This is a genomic window from Streptomyces sp. cg36 (genome assembly GCF_041080675.1).
In the GTDB taxonomy this organism is placed as follows: Bacteria; Actinomycetota; Actinomycetes; order Streptomycetales; family Streptomycetaceae; genus Streptomyces.
Map to the genome: position 1 here is coordinate 6,777,584 of NZ_CP163520.1, position 17,164 is coordinate 6,794,747.

The following is a 17,164-nucleotide window of genomic DNA, read 5'->3' on the forward strand; positions in this document are numbered from 1 at the left end:
CGGGCGGCGGGCGGGCGCCGCCGCCCCGCCCGGAGCGGCTGAGCGGCTACTGCGTCGCCCAGCTGAGCGCCCGGGTGAACACCTCCAGGGCTCCGAAATGCGCCGCGTCGGGGGGTACTTCGAGGTGCGATCCCGGTATCCGCTCGGCCAGCCAGTGGGTGTGCTGGACGGGCGCGAAGACGTCCTGCGCGCCGTGCCACAGCAGCACCGGACGCCGGATGTCCGCCGGGCTGAACTCCCACGGCGAGCCCAGCGCCAGGATGTCGTCCACCCATCCGTCGGCCGAATCGCGCAGCCCGTCCGCGAAGTTGCGCACCAGCAGCGCCCGGATGGCCGCGTCGGTGAGCACCGAGCGGTCCGGGTCCGGCACCATGCCGTGCATCGCGGTGACGGTGGCCGTCGGATCGGCCCGGATCTCCCGCGCCCGCTCCTCGAACACCGCCGTCACGGCCCCCGGCCCGCCCGCCGCGATCGTGTACGCCCGCACATTGTCCTCGGTCATGCCCGCGAACCAGTCGAGCCCGGCCGCGTCGCGCGGCGCCAGCGGGACGAGCGCGACCGCCCGTGCCGTACGCTCCGGCAGCAGCGCGGCGCAGGACAGCGCGTGCGGAGCGCCGCCCGAGCGGCCCACCACGGCGAACGTGTCGATGCCCAGCGCGTCCGCGATCGCCGCCACGTCCTGCGCCGCGTGCGCCACCCGCCGCCCCGGACGCCGCTCCGAGTCGCCGTACCCCGGCCGGTCGAAGGTGATCAGCCGGATCCTCATCCGGTACAGCACGGTGCTGCGGGGCGCCGGGCCACGGCGGCTTCCGGGCGTACCGTGCAGCAGGAACACGGGTCTGCCCAGCGGGTGCCCCCGGCTCTCCACGGCGAGCCGGCGGCCGTCCGGGGTGCGGATCACCTTGTGCAAGAGGCGCCTCCCGTACGTCCGTCCGCGGCCGTGACGGGGTCAGTATGGGCGCGCGCCGGACATCCGGTACAGACCCGTGAACGGCCCGGGGGTCAGCCGAGCCGGGGGATCTCGATCGCCGGGCAGCGGTCCATCACCATGTCGAGCCCCGCCGCCCGCGTCCGCTCGAACGCCGCGTCGTCGATCACCCCGAGCTGGAACCAGACCGCCTTGGCGCCCGCCGCGACGGCCTGGTCGGCCACGTCCCCGGCCAGGTCGCTGTTGACGAACACATCGACCACGTCGACCTTGAACGGGATCGCGTCCAGCGACGCGTACCCCTGCTCCCCGTGGACCGTCTCCGCCTTGGGGTGCACGGGCACGATCCGCTTCCCGAACCGCTGGAGCACCCGTGCCACTCCGTACGCCGCGCGCCGCTCGTTGGACGACAGACCCACGACGGCCCAGGTGTCCCCGGTCTCCGTCAGGATCCTGCGGACCGTCTCCTGCTCGCTGTTCACTCCGTGCCTCCCACGGACCACCGGTCCGTCAGTCGATCTCCTTTCCCTGCGAACGAGCGGGCCCCTGCGGGAATTCCCGTTCGTCGGGCACGGTGGCCACGGCCAGTACGTTGCCCTCGCTGATGTATCCGTCGGGGCCGTCGAGCGGGTGGTCCGGCCCGTCCGGGTCCGCGTAGCGCCGCCACTCCTGGCTCAGGCCCAGCTCCAGGGCCTGGGCGGCGAGCTGGGCGCAGGTCGGCGCGTAGAACGACCGCGCCCGCTCGGACAGCGGCGCGAAGTGCTCGATGAGCACCGTGCGCTGACGCACCTCGGTCAGCCCCGCCGCCTTGAGATGGCGGTACAGATCGCGGGTGCGCAGCAACTGCGCGGCATAGCCGGGCGTCCGCCCGGCCGCCCGGAAGAAGTCCGCGAACAGATACGGGTCGGTGGGGCGGGCCGTGATCAGATGCGCGTCCAGGTCCTTCACCGCGACCGTGCCGCCCGGCCTGACGACCCGCCGCAGCTCCCGCAGCGCGCGGGCCAACTCGTCGTCGTCGAGGTACTGGACGGTGTTGGCGCACCACACCGCGTCGAACGTGTCGTCCGGGTAGGGCAGTTCGAGCAGATCGGCCCGGCGCACCTCCACCGGGCAGCCGGGCGCCCAGCGGGCCAGCCGTCCGGTTGCCAGCGCCGCGTTCTCCTCGGCCAGGTCCACCGCTGTGACCCGCCCGCCCGGGCCGACCAGCTCGGCCAGCCACGGCAGGAAGTCCCCGCCGCCGCATCCGGCGTCCAGGACGTGCGCGCCCGGCCCGATGCCGGCCTGGCCCAGCAGTTCCAGATAGGCGTCCCGGCAGGCGTCGAAGTGGGCGTCGACGATGGTGTGGTGGGTGAAGCCGAGCCCGGTGGAGGTGGTGAAGCCCCAGGCCCGGTGGTCGTCGGTGAGCATCAGCGCGCCCCCCGTCCGCTCGGGTCCGGCCGCGAGCTCGGCCAGCAGGGCGTCCAGTTCGGCCTGGGTCGCCTTCGGTGTCTCCAGCGGCGGCAGATGTCCCGTGCGCGGCAGGACGGCCACCCGGCCCCGGGGCAGGGCCCCGGCCATGGTGCGGGCGTCGGCCACCGACACCAGCTCGTCCTCCTCGCCCACGACCACCACCGCCGGTATGTCGGCGTCCCGCAGCACGTCCAGGGCGTCCCCGCGCGCCCCGATCGCCCGCTGGGCCCATATCAGGGAGGCGGGCGCGGCCCCGGCGACGACGGCGCGCACCCCGGCCAGGACCTCCGGGCGCTCGGCCCGGGTGGTGGCGCCCACCAGCCGGGCCGCCGTCGCGTCGATGACCGCCGGGCCCTTCACCGGGTCCGCCATGACGGCGACGAAACCCTCCCGGGCCGCCCGCGCGGCCTCGTCGTCGGCCTCCGCCCGGGTCGAGATCAGGGCCAGCGCCAGGGCGCGGCCCGGGTGGCGGCGCAGGAACTCCATCGCCACATAGCCGCCCATCGACACCCCGGCCAGCACCGCGCGCCCGATGCCGCGCCGGTCCAGCTCGCGTGCCACGTCGTCCGCCACGACGTCCAGCGACGGCGGTGCGTCGCCGAGCGGGGCGGCCCCGAAGCCCCGCTGGTCGGGGACGACGACCTGGTGCCCGCGCCGCTCCAGCTCGGCCCGCTGCGCCCGCCACATCGAGGAGTCGAGGGAGAGGGCGTGCAGCAGGACCACGGGCGGCCGGTCGGCCGTGCCGGCTCCGGTCATCGCGCACCGCTCCCGTTCTCGGCGTCCGCCACGAACCGGGCTATGTGCGCGGCCGGTTCGGGCTCGCGCAGCCAGGCCAGCGCCACCGGGGCGGGCGGCAGGTCGGAGATCGGGATCACGCGGATGTTCGGCGGCGTGATCGTCTCCAGGGACTGGAACGAGAGATGGACCGCGTCCGTGCCGGAGAGCGTGCCCATCAGCCCCTTCACCGTGCCCAGTTCGTAGGCCCGGCGGATGCGGCGGCCCCTGGGGGTGCGGGGCGGGACGACCTCGTCCCACACGGACTCGGGGAACGCGCCGGGACGGCGGAAGCCCTCGTACGCGGCGAGCTCCTCCACCGAGACGGAGTCGTGCGTGGCGAGCGGGTGGTGGGCGCCGACGAGCGCCGCGCGCGGGTCGTACGCCACCGGGCGGCTCACGGCCAGATCCGGCTCCCGCACCTCGTACTTGACGATCACCAGGTCCAGCTCCTTGGCGCGCAGCCCCCGGAACGGATCGGCCACGTCGTAACCGATCATGGCGACGTCGGACTCCGCGCGGCCCGCCGAGCGCACCACGGCGGCGGCGAGGTCGGGCGAGCCGTGGATGCCCAGCCGCACGGCGGGCGCGGAGGCGGTGGACGGGTCACTCATGGGGTGTCTCCTCGGTCAGTGCGGCATAGGCGCGCAGTTGATGGGGGTGGGCCCGGTCGACGTCGACGCGGAGCGCCGCGAACGGGATGTCCGCCCCGGCCAGGCTGGGGACGGACCGCAGGGTCAGCCGGTCTCCGGGGGCGACGAGACCGTCCAGAACCGCCTCGACCACCAGGTGGTTGAGGTGGACGAGCCCCAGGGGCAGGGGCACGCCGGACACCGCCACGTACACGTCGCGGTGGACCGGGGCCCGGGTGGGCCCGTCGTGCCGCGCGGGAACGGACGGCACGGTGACCGTCCCCGGCGGGCGGACCGGGAACGGGGCCGTGGACGTGAACAGTTTGAGCAGCCGGCGCAGCCCCGCCGTGCTCCCGGCCGGTGCGGGGGCGCACCAGCCGACCGACCCGTCCTCGGCCAGGTGGTCGAATGAGTAACGGCCCAGCAGGTTCCGCGGGTTCCCGGCCAGGTACACCGTTCGGGTGAATGAGCGGCGCCAGGCCGCGGCGGTCCCGGGCGGCAGGCCGAGGGCGAGGACGGCCGCCTCCCGCACCCAGGCCACGGGGTCCAGGTGGTGCACGACCGCCACCGCCTGCGCCGCGTCGGCGCCCGGCTCCGCGGCGACCGCCTCGCGCACCGCGAGCAGCGCGGCGAGGTCCGGTTCGCCCGCGGGGCGAACCAGTTCGGGCCGGGCCTCGCGCAGCCGGCGGACCGCCTCGGCGTGCAGCCGCCGCTGGGTCAGGGGCACAGGAACACCTCCGCGAGCAGATCCCGCGCCGGCGCGGCGCGGTGCCGGGCGAGCAGACCCGTGGTGAGCCGGTAGGGGTCCACGTACACGTGGTCGCGCCGGTGGACCGCGAGCCGCTCGGCGAGCGCCGGACCGGCCTCGGGCGGCGCCCCGGCCAGCAGGCGTTCGGCGCGCCGCAGACACTGGTGCAGCAGCTCGGGCCGGTGGGACTGCCCCTGCCCGGGACCGAGCGTGGCGATGAAGTAGAGCCGCATGCCGAGCCGTACCGCCGCCGGGTCGTGGTCGGCGTGGGCCGCGTCCAGCAGCGCGCCCGCGTCCAGGCCCCGCCACCCGCCCTCGCGCGCGGAGCGGATCTTGCCGTCGACGGGGACGCGCCCGACCGGGACCCGGTGCACCGAGGGGCCGAGCGGGGCGAGCACGCGGGCGAGGAGCTGGTAGTCGGGGTCGAGCTCGCGGTCGTAGAGGAAGACGACTTCGTCGAAGTCCGGTGCCAGGGGCAGGAGTTCGCGCAGGGCGCAGGCCAGGTAGTTGGGGCGGCCGTCGGCCGTGACGATCTGGCGCAGCGGCAGCCCGTGGCGGGTGAGGTCCAGGTAGACCGGTCCGCCGAGCTCGCGGTGGTCCAGACACAGCCCACGCGCGCGCAGCCGTTCCAGTGCCTCCTCCAGGCCGAGCCCCGGCGGCTGGTGGGCGAGCAGCCCGGGGTCGTGCAGCCCCAGCCGCCGGTAGTGCCCGCGCCACAGCCCGAGGACGCGGGTGGCCGCCGGATGCACCCAGCCGTGCCGCTCCACGGCTTCGGCGTACGGCCGCAGCGCCTCGGCCGGGGCCCGCTCGGGTGCCGCCCGGTGGCGTACGTACAGCGCCCCGATGTCGTCCTCGGACAGCTGCGAGTAGTCCGCGTCGCCGTGCGTGCGGTCCAGGAACTCCCAGAAGGCGAGGGTCTGTTCGGTGAGGTGGTACGTGGTGTGGCTGAAGCGGTAGTCGACGTCGGCGAGACAGCCGGTGGCCCGGTACATCACGTCCGTCCAGAACAGCCCCTTGAGGTGGCTCGGGGTGAGCGGTTTCGACGGGGTGATGGTGATCGGGGCCAGCAGCACCCGGCGGCGTGCTCCGGCGGCCGACGGGGCCGGTGCGGCGGCGGAGGCCGCCAGGGCGGGGTAGGTCGTCACGGGCGCTCCCCTTCCGCCGCCGCCACGGCACGCACGAGTTCGTCGCGCGGCGGCGGCGCGGCGCCGGTGGCGACGGCGCCCTGCGGGGCCTGGGCGACCCGGTGCCGGAACTTCTCGTCCCCGAACACCTCGTCCGGCGTGGCCAGCCCCATGAGGACCCGGGTGAGGCCGCGCCACACCGTGCCGTCGTGCGCGGCGGTGGCACGCACGGCCTGGCCGGGGGCGGCGGGCGACAGCGGGCGCCGGTACACCATGGCGTTCCACCGGGCGATCCGCTCGCGGTCGGCGTCCGCCGCGTGCTCGTACCAGGGGCGCAGAAGCGTTTCGGCGAAGTCGGCCGCCGCGTCGCGCCACTGCTCGGCGGGCCGGGCGGCCAGCACGTCGGCCAGCCCGAACGCCTGGGCCAGCGCCAGGGACATCCCGCGGCCGAAGAGCGGATCGGTGACGCAGGCCGCGTCCCCCACCGGGAACAGGCCCGCCACCGGGGGGCGCAGGGCCGTGGCGCGCAGCGAGTTGGCCGGGCTGGTGATGACGTGGACGGCGGAGTGCGGCGCGCTCACGGACTCGTCCAGCCACTCGGTGAGGCCCGGAGTGGCACGGGCCGCCGCCGTGAAGGCGTCCGGGTCGCGCAGCCCGGCGAGCGCGGGATCGCCCGGCAGCGTGCCCAGGGCGATCGAGAAGGTGCCGGCGTCGGCCGGGTGCAGCACGCCCGCGTAGTGGTCCCAGATGTCCCCGGCCGCATGGCCGCGGTTGAGCGGGCCGGGCAGCGAGCCGCTCCGCAGCCGGTAGAACCGGCTGAAGCCGCGCAGCCCCGACGGGCTCGTCTCGTCGGCCTCGACCGGGATCCCGGCCTCGGTCAGCCAGCCCCGGGCCGCCGCGCGGCGGCCGGTGGCGTCCACGACCACATCGGCGGCCAGATGGGCGCCGTCGGTCGTCACGACGCCGCGCACGGCCCGCCCGTCCGGGCCGAGCCGCAGCCCGCGCACCGTGGTGCCGTGCCGGATGTCCACCTGGGGCAGGGCCGCGACCGCGCGGTACAGCACCATTTCGAGCGTGGTGCGGCGGCAGCCGAGCGCCACCAGGTCGTCATCACCCACCTCGCGCGCGCGGTCGGTCGCACCCTGCGGCAACGCGCGCGTGAGGTCGAACAGCGGGGCGCCGGAGGCGACCAGCCGCTCCAGGACCTCGGGCGCGCGCTTGCGCAGGGTGCGCACGCCGAGCGAGGTCAGGGTGTGCGAGTGCTGGGCCTGCGGCACGGTCGGCCGCTGCCAGCGGTTGTGGAGGTCGCACATCGCGCCGCGGGGCGGCGGCGCGGAGCGCTCCAGGACCACCACCTGCCGTCCGGTCCCGGCGAGGGCGAGCGCGGCGGCCAGACCCGCGACGCTGCCTCCCACGACCAGCGCTGCGGGCATCTCAGCGCCGCCGACCGTGGATGAAGAACACCCGGCGGACGTTCGCCACGTGGCGCGGCGGCACGGGGTCGGGCCAGCGGCCGAAGTCGGCGCCCGGCTCCCCGGGCTGGACGGCCTCGACGGAGAAGCCCAGCGCGTCGAAGAGCGCCTCGGGCTCGTCGGTCCCGAAGAGCCACGGGCAGCCCCAGCCCGCGAAGACGTCCAGCAGCCCCCGCATCTCGGGGAGTGTCAGGGCGGCGCTGTTGACGAGGTCGGCGGCGATGCGGCTGCCGGGCGCGGAGATCGCGGCGACGCGTTCCAGGATGCGGTGGGTGTCCTGCTCGGGGATGTAGTAGAGCAGCCCCTCCAGCAGCCAGGTGGAGGGCAGTGAGGGGTCGTACCCGGCCGCGATGAGGTCGTTCTCCCAGTCGGGGGAGGTGAGGTCGACGGCGACCGTGCGGTGGTCGGTACGGGGCTCGACGCCCCCCAGCCGCTCCGCCTTGTGGGCGAGCACGGCCGGGCGGTCGACCTCGTAGTAGCGCAGCCCCTCGGGCCAGTCGAGCCGGTACGCGCGCGAGTCCATGCCGGCCGGTGCCAGCACGATCTGGTGCATCCCGGGCTCGCGCGCGGCCTCCTGGAGGTAGTCGTCGAAGTACCGGGTGCGGATGGCGTTGTAGTCCGGGGTGCTGGGGAGCGTACGGGCCGAGTCCGCGGGGAACGTCGCCGACCGGATCTCCGCCAGCAGGTCGGGGCCGATGTCGCCGCAGAGCGCGTCCGCGTGGGGATCCTGGTAGATGCGGTCGGGCCGACGCGTCTCGGCCGCCCGCAGGGCGGCGGTGAGCAGAGCGGTGCGTTCGACTGCGTCGAGCGGTGCGGTCACGGCGTTCGTGTCTCCTTCGGTCGGATGTGTACGGGTGGGGACGGGGGCGCCCGCGGCCGGGTAGGGATGGTCGCGGCGCGGGCTGCCCCGGGGGCGCGCCGGTCAGGCGTCGGCCCCTTCGGTCAGCTGCTGCCACTGACGGGCGTCCTGGCGGAAGAGGCGGTCCTTCACCTGGGTGGGGCGGACCCCGGTGGCGACGGTCGTCTGCCAGTCGCGCAGGAAGGCGTCGGGGTGCAGATGGCGCAGGGCGGGAGAGCCGAGGCGTCGCTCCACGCGCGCGTGGAGGTAGCCGGGCGACTCCTCGCCCAGGGCCCGGTCGAGGTCGGCCAGGAACCGGCGGTCCTCGTCGTAGCTCCAGGGGGTGGGGGAGGCGAGGGCGAACTCGTACGCGGGGGTGCCCGTCGCGTCCGGGCGCACCCGGCAGGCCACGTTGCGCAGTTCGAGACCGCTCGCGGCCAGCGCGGCCGTGAGGGCGCGGACGGTCTGGGCGTCGCGCAGCCGCTCCCCGACGGCGTCGCTGAGCGAGCCGCGCCCCGCGTACTGGAGGCGGGGCACTCCGTCGCGGTGGTCCAGTACGCGGGCCACGTCGCCCCCGGCGTAGCGGTAGAGGCCGCCGATGTGGCTGAAGACCACGTGGTAGTCGCGCCCCGGTTCGAGCTCGTCGGGCCGCAGGGTAGCGCTGTGCGCGGTGAGTTCCGCGTCGGCGTCGACGAACTCGTAGAGGGCCGCGGTGGCCACCAGGCTGCCCGCCGTCGGGTGGCGGTCCAGCGGGACGGCCAGGGGGCCTTCGGAGGCCGCCACGGGGGCGGGCAGCAGGGTGACGCCCGCCCCGAACTCCTCGCGCAGCCGGGGCAGGTAGAGCGAGGCGAGACCGGTGGTCCAGCAGAACAGGGCGCGCATGCGGGGCCAGACGTGGGCCGGACGCACGGTGCCGTGGCGGCGGGCCAGCTCGGCGAGCTCCACCGCGCGCCGCGGGTTGGGCGCGGTGTGCGGATGGCCCGCCAGGGTGCCGTCGCGGACGTCCTGGACGATCCGGGGCCACCACTGGTTCAGCTGGTACGGCAGGGCGGCGACCATGGCGGGGTTGATGCCGATGACGCAGCGCACGTCGCTCTCGACGGCCATCCGCAGCCGCAGGTACATCTTCTCCAGGTGGTCGCCCGGGTCGACCGGGACGGGCAGCACGGCCCAGGGCGCGCCGGTGCCGGGCTCGGCCGAGAGCGGTTCGCCGAAGGTGGTCCCGAGGTCGGCCTGGCTGGCGCCGACGTGCGGGTGGCCGGAGGCGGTGACCGGGGGAGCGGCGATCGGGTCGTGCTTGAGGTTGAGCACCGCGTCCGGACTCGCCAGCACGTCGGGGAAGTGCTCGATCAGCGGCGCCCAGGCGGCGAAGTAGAAGGGGAAGAACGTGGTCCGCATGAACCCCGGCGTGACCGGGATCTTCTTGTGGGCGCCGGTGGTCCCGCTGCTGGTGAAGAAGACCTCGGGCCGGTCGGCGCTCAGCACGTTCGCCTCCCCGGCCGCCGCCCGCTCGATCCACGGCGCGAGCGCGCCGTAGTCCCGGATCGGCACCGCCGCGCGGAACTCCTCCAGGGTCCTGATCCGGCCGAACCCGTGCTCGCGCCCGAAGGCGGTGCCGGCGTTGAACGACAGCAGCGCCTCCAGGACCCGCCGCTGCGCACCCGCCGCGTCCGCGCAGGCGTCCCGCAGCACCGCGCGCTCGTGGAAGACGCGCTCGCGGTAGCGGGCGAGCCGCTCCGGGTCGGCCCAGGAGCCGACGCCCTCGCGCTGCTCAGACGTAGTCATGACGCACCACCTCCCGTACGGCCTCGGCGGTGCGCTCGGGGGAGTCCTGCTGCTCGACGACGGTCACCGGGAGGTGGCGGACCTCGTCCCGCATCAGCTTCTCCAGGTCGCTCTGGTAGCGCTCGAAGGAGGCGCGGTCGGGCTGTTCGCCGTAGTGCTCCAGACGGTTCAGCCGGGTCCCGTGGCGGCTGCGGCGCCACGCCTCGTGCGGCGAGACCTTCAGGTAGACGACGTGGCGCGGCTGGGGGAACGAGCGCCACCAGTCGTACATGGGGTTGTCGCGCACTCCGGCCAGCCGGCACTTCGCGAGGATCTTGTAGTAGTACGAGTCGACCAGTACGGGCCGCTCCCCGGCGGTGTCCGCGGCGGTCAGGAGCTGGTCGCGCAGGTGGACCACGGCCGTCTGGAACATGCTGGCCATGAAGTCCGGCGAGTAGGCCCCGTCCGGCAGGGCCACGTCCTTGACCACGTCGCGCCGCAGCCTGCCGATCAGCGAGTGCCGGGCGGCCAGGAAGCGGTCGTCGACCGAGACGACCGGCAGTGGCTCCGGATCGTTCGCGAGCCGGGTGATCGCCGATGACTTTCCCGCGTAATCGCCCCCGAGAAGGACAGAAAATAATGGAACAATCGATGACATATCGGGGCAGCTCCTTATGGATCGGCGCACTCTCTGCTGTGGCACGACTCCTCAGAGGGAGCGTGCATGCGGCGGCTATAGGGAGAGTTGAGGATCAAGGGGGAGTACGTGCGGAGGTCCACCCTCCGTCCATCGGACAGGCATACCCGGACCACCGCATAGGGTGGTCGTATGCAGGAGCAGTACCGGACGATCGCCCGCGAGGGCGTGCACGAGACCGAGATCAACCGATCCCGGTTCCTCTGCGCGCTCGCCCCCGCCGCCACCGAACAGGAGGCACAGGACTTCATCGCGCGCGTGCGCAAGGAGCACCCGACGGCGACCCACAACTGCTTCGCGTACGTGATCGGCGCCGACGCCGCCGTGCAGAAGGCCAGCGACGACGGCGAGCCCGGCGGCACCGCGGGCGTCCCGATGCTCCAGATGCTCACCCGCCGCGAGGTGCGCTACGCCGTCGCCGTCGTCACCCGCTACTACGGCGGGGTCAAGCTCGGCGCGGGCGGTCTGATCCGCGCCTACGGAGGCGTGGTCGGCGAAGCCCTCGACGCCCTCGGCACCGTGGTGCGCCGCCGCTACCGGCTGGCCACCGTCACCGTCGACCACCAGCGCGCCGGCAAGCTGGAGAACGACCTGCGGGCCACCGGCCGCGCCGTGCGCGAGGTGCGCTACGCCGAAGCCGTCACGATCGAGATCGGCGTCCCCGAGGCGGACGTCGCCGCGCTGCGCGCCTGGCTCGCGGACGTCACCGCGGGCACCGCGACGCTGGAGCTCGGCGGAGAGGCGTACGGCACCGCGTGAGCCCTGTGAACCGTACCGGTGAGGCAGTTGCCGCCCGGGATGTCCGACCCCACCGATACCCTCGGGGATCATGAGGCTCCTGCACACGTCGGACTGGCACCTGGGACGGTCGTTCCACCGGGTGAGCCTGCTCGACGCCCAGGCCGCGTTCCTCGACCACCTGGTGGCGACGGTGCGCGAGCGCGACGTGGACGCGGTCCTGGTGGCCGGTGACGTCTACGACCGGGCCGTGCCGCCGCTCGCGGCCGTGGAGCTCTTCGACCGCGCCATCCACCGCCTCGCCGAGGCGGACGTGCCGACCGTGATGATCTCCGGGAACCACGACTCGGCCCGACGGCTCGGCGTCGGCGCCGGCCTCATCGAGCGCGCGGGCATCCACCTGCGCACCGACCCGGCGGGCTGCGCCACGCCCGTGCTGCTCTCCGACGCCCACGGAGAGGTGGCCTTCTACGGACTTCCCTACCTCGAACCGGCCCTGGTCCGCGACGAGTTCAAGACCGCCAAGGCCGGACACGAGCAGGTGCTGGGCGCTGCCATGGACCGCGTCCGGGCGGACCTCGCCGCACGCGCGCCGGGCACCCGCTCCGTCGTCCTCGCCCACGCCTTCGTGGCGGGCGGCGAGCCCAGCGACAGCGAGCGCGACATCACCATCGGCGGAGTGGCCGCCGTGCCCGCCGGAGTCTTCGACGGCGTCGACTACGTGGCGCTGGGCCATCTGCACGGCAGCCAGGCCCTCACCGGACGCGTCCGCTACTCCGGCTCCCCGCTGGCGTACTCGTTCTCCGAGACGGCCCACCGCAAGTCCATGTGGCTGATCGACCTGGCCGCCGACGGCGGGATCGACGCCGAGCGGCTCGACTGCCCCGTCCCGCGCCCGCTCGCCCGCATCCGCGGCCCCCTCGCCACCCTGCTCGACGACCCGGCCCTGGAGCGCCACGAGGACGCCTGGGTCGAGGCCACCCTCACCGACCCGGTGCGCCCCGACGACGCGATGGCCCGCCTGGCCGTCCGCTTCCCGCACACCCTCAGCCTGGTCTTCGAGCCGGACCGCGCCCCCGAGGACCCCCTCGCCTCGTACGCGCGACGCCTCCAGGGCCGCACCGACCAGGAGATCGCGGAGGACTTCGTGGCCCACGTGCGCGGCGGCACCGGCCCCGACGAGCGGGAGCGCACGGTGCTGCGCGCCGCCTTCGACGACGTACGGGTGGAGACCGCGCTCACCGACGACCACGCGCGCGCGGGCGCCGGACCGGGGGCGGCCCGATGAGGCTGCACCGGCTGCGCGTCACCGCCTTCGGCCCGTTCGGCACCACCCAGGAAGTCGACTTCGACGAACTGAGCGGCGCCGGGCTGTTCCTGCTCCACGGCGCCACCGGCGCGGGCAAGACCTCCGTCCTCGACGCCGTCTGCTACGCGCTGTACGGAGCGGTGCCCGGCGCCCGGCAGAGCCCCGGCGCCCCCCTGCGCAGCGACCACGCGGCCCCCGACACGGTCACCGAGGTCCTGCTGGACCTCACTGTCGGCGGGCGGCGCCTGGAGATCACCCGGCGGCCCCAGCAGCACCGCCCCAAGAAGCGCGGCAGCGGCTTCACCACGGACAAGGCGCAGACCTGGCTGCGCGAGTACGACCCGGACAGCGCCTCCTGGCAGGGGCTGAGCCGCTCCCACCAGGAGGCGGGGGAGGAGATCGGGCAGCTCCTCGGCATGAGCCGGGAGCAGTTCTGCCAGGTCGTCCTGCTGCCGCAGGGGGACTTCGCGAAGTTCCTGCGCTCCGACGCCGAGGCGCGCGGCCGGCTGCTGGGGCGCCTCTTCGACACCGGCCGCTTCGCCGCCGTCGAGGACCGCCTCGCCGAGCTGCGCCGCGCGGCCGAACAGCAGGTGCGGGCCGGGGACGAGCGCCTCCTCGCCCTCGCCCAGCGCATCGCGCAGGCCGCCGGGGACGGCGCCGACGCGCGCGCCCTGCCGCTGCCCGACGCCCGCCCCGGCGAGCCCGGCCTCGCCGAAGCCGTCCTGGCTTGGGCGGCCGTCGCCCGCGCCGGGGCCCGCGAAGGGCTCGACATCGCCGGATGCGCGCTGGCCGCGGCCGAGAGCCGCCAGGCCGCGGCCCGTATCGCCCTGGACGACGAGCGCCGGCTGGCCGAGCTCCAGCGCCGGTACGCCGAGGCCCGCCGCCGCGCCGACGAGCTGGCCGCCGCCGCGCCCCGCCGCGCCGAGGCCCAGGAGCGCCTCGACCGCGCCCGCAAGGCCGATCTGGTGGCCCCCAGCCTCGCCCTGCACGCCGAGACCGAGCGGGAGCACCGCGCGGCCACCGCGGCCCGCCAGCGCACCGCCGCCCAGCTGCCCCCGGACCTCGCGGAGGCCGGTGCCGAGCAACTCGCCGCCCTGGAGCGGCAGATGCGCCAGGACCTGGGCGCGCTCGACGCCGCCCGCCGGGCCGAGGCCCGCAGTGCCGCGATCACCGCCGAGCGCGCGGCCCTGGACCGCGAGGCCAGGGCCGACGAGCAGCTGCTCCTGGACGCGGCCGGATGGCTCGCCTCCTGGGACACCGACCGGCCGCGCCACGAGGAGCGGATCGAGCAGGCCCATCTCGCGGCCACGCGCGCGGAGCAGCTGGCGGGACGGCTCGACCCGGCCCGGCGCAGGCTCACGGCGGCCCGCGAGCGCGACGACCTGCTGGCACGGGTGGCCGCCGCCGAGGCACGGCAGGGCTCCGCGCGCGAGCGGGCCAACCAGGCCCATGAGGACTGGCTCGCCCTGCGCGAGGAGCGGTTGCGCGGCATCGCGGCGGAGCTGGCCGCCGGGCTGCGCGACGGCGAGGCGTGCGCGGTGTGCGGCTCCGCCGAGCACCCCGCCCCCGCGCGCGCGGCGGACGGACACGTGGACCGCGCGACCGAGGACGCCGCCCACGAGGTGTACCGGCGGGCCGAGACGGACCGCTCCGGCGCCGAGCGCGCGCTGGCCTCGGTACGCGAGCGGTTCGCGGCCACGCGCGCGGAGGCGGGCGCGGAGACCGTGGTGGAACTCGACGCCCAGGTCCGCGCGTTGGACGCCGAGTACGGCGAGGCGCGGGCGCTGGCCGCCGGGCTGCACGGCGCGCGCGAGGCGTTCGCGCGCGCCGAGCGCGAGCACGCGCGCCGGGTGGCCGAGCAGCGGGAAGCGGAGAACCGCGTCTCGGCCCGGGACGCCCGGCGCGAGGAGATCGACCGCGAACAGGGCGCCTTGGAGCGGGAGTTGGCGGTGGCCCGGGGCGGGGCGGGCACGGTCGCCGAGCAGGCCGCGCTCCTGGAGCACCGGGCCGGTCTGCTGGCCGGGGCCGCCGCGGCCGTGCGCGAGGTCGAGGCCAGCGCCCAGCGCCTCAAGGACGCCGACGGACGGCTCTCCGAAGCGGCCTTCCGGGCCGGATTCGAGACGCCCGGCGCCGCGAGCGCCGCATTCCTGGAGGAGCGCGCCCGGCGCGAGCTCCAGCACCGGCTGGACGACTGGCAGCGCGAGGAGGCGGCGGTCGCCGACCGGCTCGCCGAGTCCGCCGCTGCCGAGGCGTCGCAGCGCCCGGCGGCCCGCACCGAGGAGGCCGAGGCCGTCCACGCGCGCGTGGAGCGCGCGTTGCGCGAGGCCGCGTCGCAGCGCAACGGCGCGCGCGCCCGCTGCGACGAGCTGGGCCGGCTGGGGCGGGCTGCGGCCGAGGAGACCCGCCGCATCGGCCCGCTGCGCGAGGAGTACGACCGGGTGGCCCGCCTGGCCGCGCTCACCGCGGGCACCTCCGCCGACAACGAACGCAAGATGCGTCTGGAGTCGTACGTGCTGGCGGCGCGGCTTGAGCAGGTGGCCGCCGCGGCGACGGCCCGGCTGAGCCGGATGTCCGGCGGGCGCTACACCCTGGTGCACTCCGACGCCCGGGGCGGCCGGGGCCGTTCGGGCCTCGGGCTGCACGTCGTGGACGCCTGGACGGGCCGCGAACGGGACACCGCGACGCTCTCCGGCGGCGAGACCTTCTTCGCCTCGCTGGCGCTCGCCCTCGGACTGGCCGACGTGGTCACCGACGAGGCCGGGGGAGTCCGGCTGGACACCCTCTTCATCGACGAGGGCTTCGGCAGCCTCGACGACCAGGCCCTGGACGAGGTCCTGGACGTACTGGACTCACTGCGCGAGCGGGACCGCAGCGTCGGCATCGTCAGCCATGTAGGGGACCTGCGCCGCCGCATACCGGCCCAGCTGGAGGTCGTGAAGGAGCGGAACGGGTCCCGGGTGCGGCACCGCACGGCGTCGGCTCCCGGCTGAGTCTTGAAGGCCGGGATGCGCCCAGTAGCCCCCACGTCTTCTCCCGTCACAGGCGCCTGGCGTCCAACGGAGACGCCGGGCAGGCCCGAGTCACTGCCCCGGATCAGGCAGGCTCCACCAGTCCCCGAACCGCGAACCTGTCCGATGGGCGACGCGGCCATTGGTGCATTCCCGTCCGAGCCCGACGGCGGGCCCAAAAGTCCTTTCATGTAGGGCCCAAAGTCCCTGTCCGGCAGGACCTTTGGCGGACGGTGGGGCAGGGGTGGGCTCAGAGAATGTGTTCCTGACCATCTTGTCGATCATCACCGGCCCCGACCGCTCTCGTCCGAACCGGTGGAACGATCGACGACCCTCCTGAAGTTCTGCTTCAGTCCCTGAAAGCGAAACGTTCCTCCATGACGGACCAGTACCCCCAGCAGCCCGCCATGCCCGGTCAGCCCCATGGCTACGGCGCCCCGCAGGGAGGTATGCCGCCCGCCCCCACTCCGTACGGTTACGACCGGTACGGGCGCCCGTACTCCGAGAAGTCGAAGATCGTCGCCGGTGTACTCCAGCTGTTCCTCGGTACGTTCGGTATCGGACGGTTCTACACCGGACACACCGGGATGGCGCTGGCTCAGCTGTTCACCTGTGGTGGTCTCGGTATCTGGGCGCTCATCGACGGAATTCTGCTGCTCGTGACCGACAAGACGGACTCCGAGGGTCGCGTCCTGCGTGACTGAGGCCCGGGGGCGCGGCGGCAGGAGCGGCTTGCCCGTCGCCCTGTTTCCCGTATGGGTCACGCTCGCCGGAGCCGTCGGTCTTGCGTATCTGTACGGGCACGATCCCCGCGACCCGGCGCAGTTGCTGCCGAAATGTGTGTTCCACCTGGTGACTGGGTGGAACTGCCCGGCCTGCGGCGGCACTCGGATGACATACGCCCTGCTGCACGGTGATATGGCGGGGGCTTTCGAGGCCAATCCCGTGCTGCTTGCCGCACTCCCCTTCGCGGGGCTCGCCCACGGGCGCTGGATGGTGGCCGGGCTGCGTGGGGAGCGGTACCGGGTGGCTCTTCGGCGGCGGGGCGTCGTCCTTGTCGTCGCGAGCGCGGTCGTGTGGACCGTCGTGCGGAATCTGGCCGGGCGGTGAGGTTCCGGCAGGCTTGCCGGGCTGCCGCCCCTCGACCTCGGGGGATTCGGCGGGGGATTCAGCGGCTTGTCGACCGCCGCGGCAGCGGCGACGAGTAGACCACGCTGGTCGTCACCGACCCCAGGGCGCCGATCTTTCCGGAGATCTCCTCCAGGTGGCTCATCGACCGCGCCGCCACCTTGATCACGAAGCAGTCGTCGCCCGTGACGTGGTGTGCCTCCATGATCTCGGAGGTCGCCTCCAGCAGGTCGTGGAACGGCTTGTAGTTGCCGTTGGGGTACCGCAGCCGTACGAAGGCGAGGATGCCGCGGCCCAGCCGCTCCTGGTTGACGACCGCCGTGTAGCCCGAGATCACCCCCGCCTCCTCCAGGCGCCGCACCCGCTCGGTGACGGCGCTCGGGGACATCGCGACGGCGCGGGCCAGTTCGGCGAAGGTGGCGCGGCCGTCCTGCTGGAGGGCGTCCAGGATGCGCCAGTCGGTGGCGTCCGGGGAATACTCGGTCATGGGTGCCAGACAACAGTGGATTCCCCGGCGAATCAAGAGATCTTCCGGGGATCGGACCTTCTCGCCGA

Annotated in this window: 16 protein-coding genes; 5 read left to right on the top strand and 11 right to left on the bottom strand. The window is 74.8% G+C overall.

Going from position 1 to position 17,164, the window contains the following annotated elements:
- Positions 1-46: 46 nt before the first annotated feature.
- From AB5J87_RS30210 to AB5J87_RS30255, 10 genes are all read right to left on the bottom strand, one after another.
- The gene (locus AB5J87_RS30210) at positions 47-901 is read right to left on the bottom strand and encodes an alpha/beta fold hydrolase (protein WP_369383716.1); all 855 of its coding nucleotides are present in this window, start codon (positions 899-901) and stop codon (positions 47-49) included.
- Between the two features lie 101 nt (positions 902-1,002).
- Positions 1,003-1,410 carry a CoA-binding protein gene (locus AB5J87_RS30215; RefSeq protein ID WP_369381158.1) on the bottom strand — a complete coding sequence of 136 codons (408 nt, stop codon included), beginning with the start codon at positions 1,408-1,410 and terminating at the stop codon, positions 1,003-1,005.
- Between the two features lie 28 nt (positions 1,411-1,438).
- Positions 1,439-3,133 carry an alpha/beta fold hydrolase gene (locus AB5J87_RS30220; protein WP_369381160.1) on the bottom strand — a complete coding sequence of 565 codons (1,695 nt, stop codon included), beginning with the start codon at positions 3,131-3,133 and terminating at the stop codon, positions 1,439-1,441.
- Complete coding sequence (locus AB5J87_RS30225; RefSeq protein ID WP_369381162.1) at positions 3,130-3,765, bottom strand: LysR substrate-binding domain-containing protein; 636 nt, start codon at positions 3,763-3,765, stop codon at positions 3,130-3,132. Before AB5J87_RS30225 ends, AB5J87_RS30220 begins: the two co-directional genes overlap by 4 nt.
- Complete coding sequence (locus AB5J87_RS30230) at positions 3,758-4,510, bottom strand: DUF6182 family protein (RefSeq protein WP_369381163.1); 753 nt, start codon at positions 4,508-4,510, stop codon at positions 3,758-3,760. Before AB5J87_RS30230 ends, AB5J87_RS30225 begins: the two co-directional genes overlap by 8 nt.
- Positions 4,501-5,676: a hypothetical protein gene (locus AB5J87_RS30235; protein ID WP_369381165.1), complete on the bottom strand. Its 1,176-nt coding sequence runs from the start codon at positions 5,674-5,676 to the stop codon at positions 4,501-4,503. The genes AB5J87_RS30230 and AB5J87_RS30235 overlap by 10 nt, the downstream gene beginning before the upstream one ends.
- Entirely contained in the window at positions 5,673-7,088 is a 1,416-nt protein-coding gene (locus AB5J87_RS30240; RefSeq protein WP_369381167.1) for an FAD-dependent oxidoreductase, read from the bottom strand. The genes AB5J87_RS30235 and AB5J87_RS30240 overlap by 4 nt, the downstream gene beginning before the upstream one ends.
- 1 nt (position 7,089) lies before the next feature.
- Complete coding sequence (locus tag AB5J87_RS30245; RefSeq protein ID WP_369381168.1) at positions 7,090-7,947, bottom strand: class I SAM-dependent methyltransferase; 858 nt, start codon at positions 7,945-7,947, stop codon at positions 7,090-7,092.
- A gap of 102 nt (positions 7,948-8,049) precedes the next feature.
- Entirely contained in the window at positions 8,050-9,750 is a 1,701-nt protein-coding gene (locus tag AB5J87_RS30250; protein WP_369381169.1) for a GH3 auxin-responsive promoter family protein, read from the bottom strand.
- Complete coding sequence (locus tag AB5J87_RS30255) at positions 9,737-10,387, bottom strand: hypothetical protein (RefSeq protein ID WP_369381171.1); 651 nt, start codon at positions 10,385-10,387, stop codon at positions 9,737-9,739. The genes AB5J87_RS30250 and AB5J87_RS30255 overlap by 14 nt, the downstream gene beginning before the upstream one ends.
- 171 nt (positions 10,388-10,558) lie before the next feature.
- Between AB5J87_RS30255 and AB5J87_RS30260 the strand changes: the two genes are divergently transcribed.
- The 5 genes from AB5J87_RS30260 (at position 10,559) to AB5J87_RS30280 (ending at position 16,591) form a co-directional block, all read left to right on the top strand.
- Positions 10,559-11,185: a YigZ family protein gene (locus AB5J87_RS30260; RefSeq protein ID WP_369381172.1), complete on the top strand. Its 627-nt coding sequence runs from the start codon at positions 10,559-10,561 to the stop codon at positions 11,183-11,185.
- A gap of 70 nt (positions 11,186-11,255) precedes the next feature.
- Positions 11,256-12,452, top strand: coding sequence for an exonuclease SbcCD subunit D (locus tag AB5J87_RS30265; protein WP_369381174.1), 1,197 nt, complete (start codon positions 11,256-11,258; stop codon positions 12,450-12,452).
- Complete coding sequence (locus tag AB5J87_RS30270; RefSeq protein ID WP_369381176.1) at positions 12,449-15,463, top strand: AAA family ATPase; 3,015 nt, start codon at positions 12,449-12,451, stop codon at positions 15,461-15,463. Before AB5J87_RS30265 ends, AB5J87_RS30270 begins: the two co-directional genes overlap by 4 nt.
- A gap of 395 nt (positions 15,464-15,858) precedes the next feature.
- Positions 15,859-16,185, top strand: coding sequence for a TM2 domain-containing protein (locus AB5J87_RS30275; protein ID WP_369381178.1), 327 nt, complete (start codon positions 15,859-15,861; stop codon positions 16,183-16,185).
- Positions 16,186-16,213: 28 nt separating this feature from the next.
- On the top strand, positions 16,214-16,591 hold the full coding sequence (locus AB5J87_RS30280; RefSeq protein WP_369381180.1) for a DUF2752 domain-containing protein: 378 nt from the start codon (positions 16,214-16,216) through the stop codon (positions 16,589-16,591).
- A 58-nt stretch (positions 16,592-16,649) separates the two neighbouring features.
- Here AB5J87_RS30280 and AB5J87_RS30285 read toward each other — a convergent pair whose 3' ends face one another.
- Positions 16,650-17,096: an Lrp/AsnC family transcriptional regulator gene (locus tag AB5J87_RS30285; RefSeq protein WP_369381181.1), complete on the bottom strand. Its 447-nt coding sequence runs from the start codon at positions 17,094-17,096 to the stop codon at positions 16,650-16,652.
- Positions 17,097-17,164 lie beyond the last annotated feature (68 nt).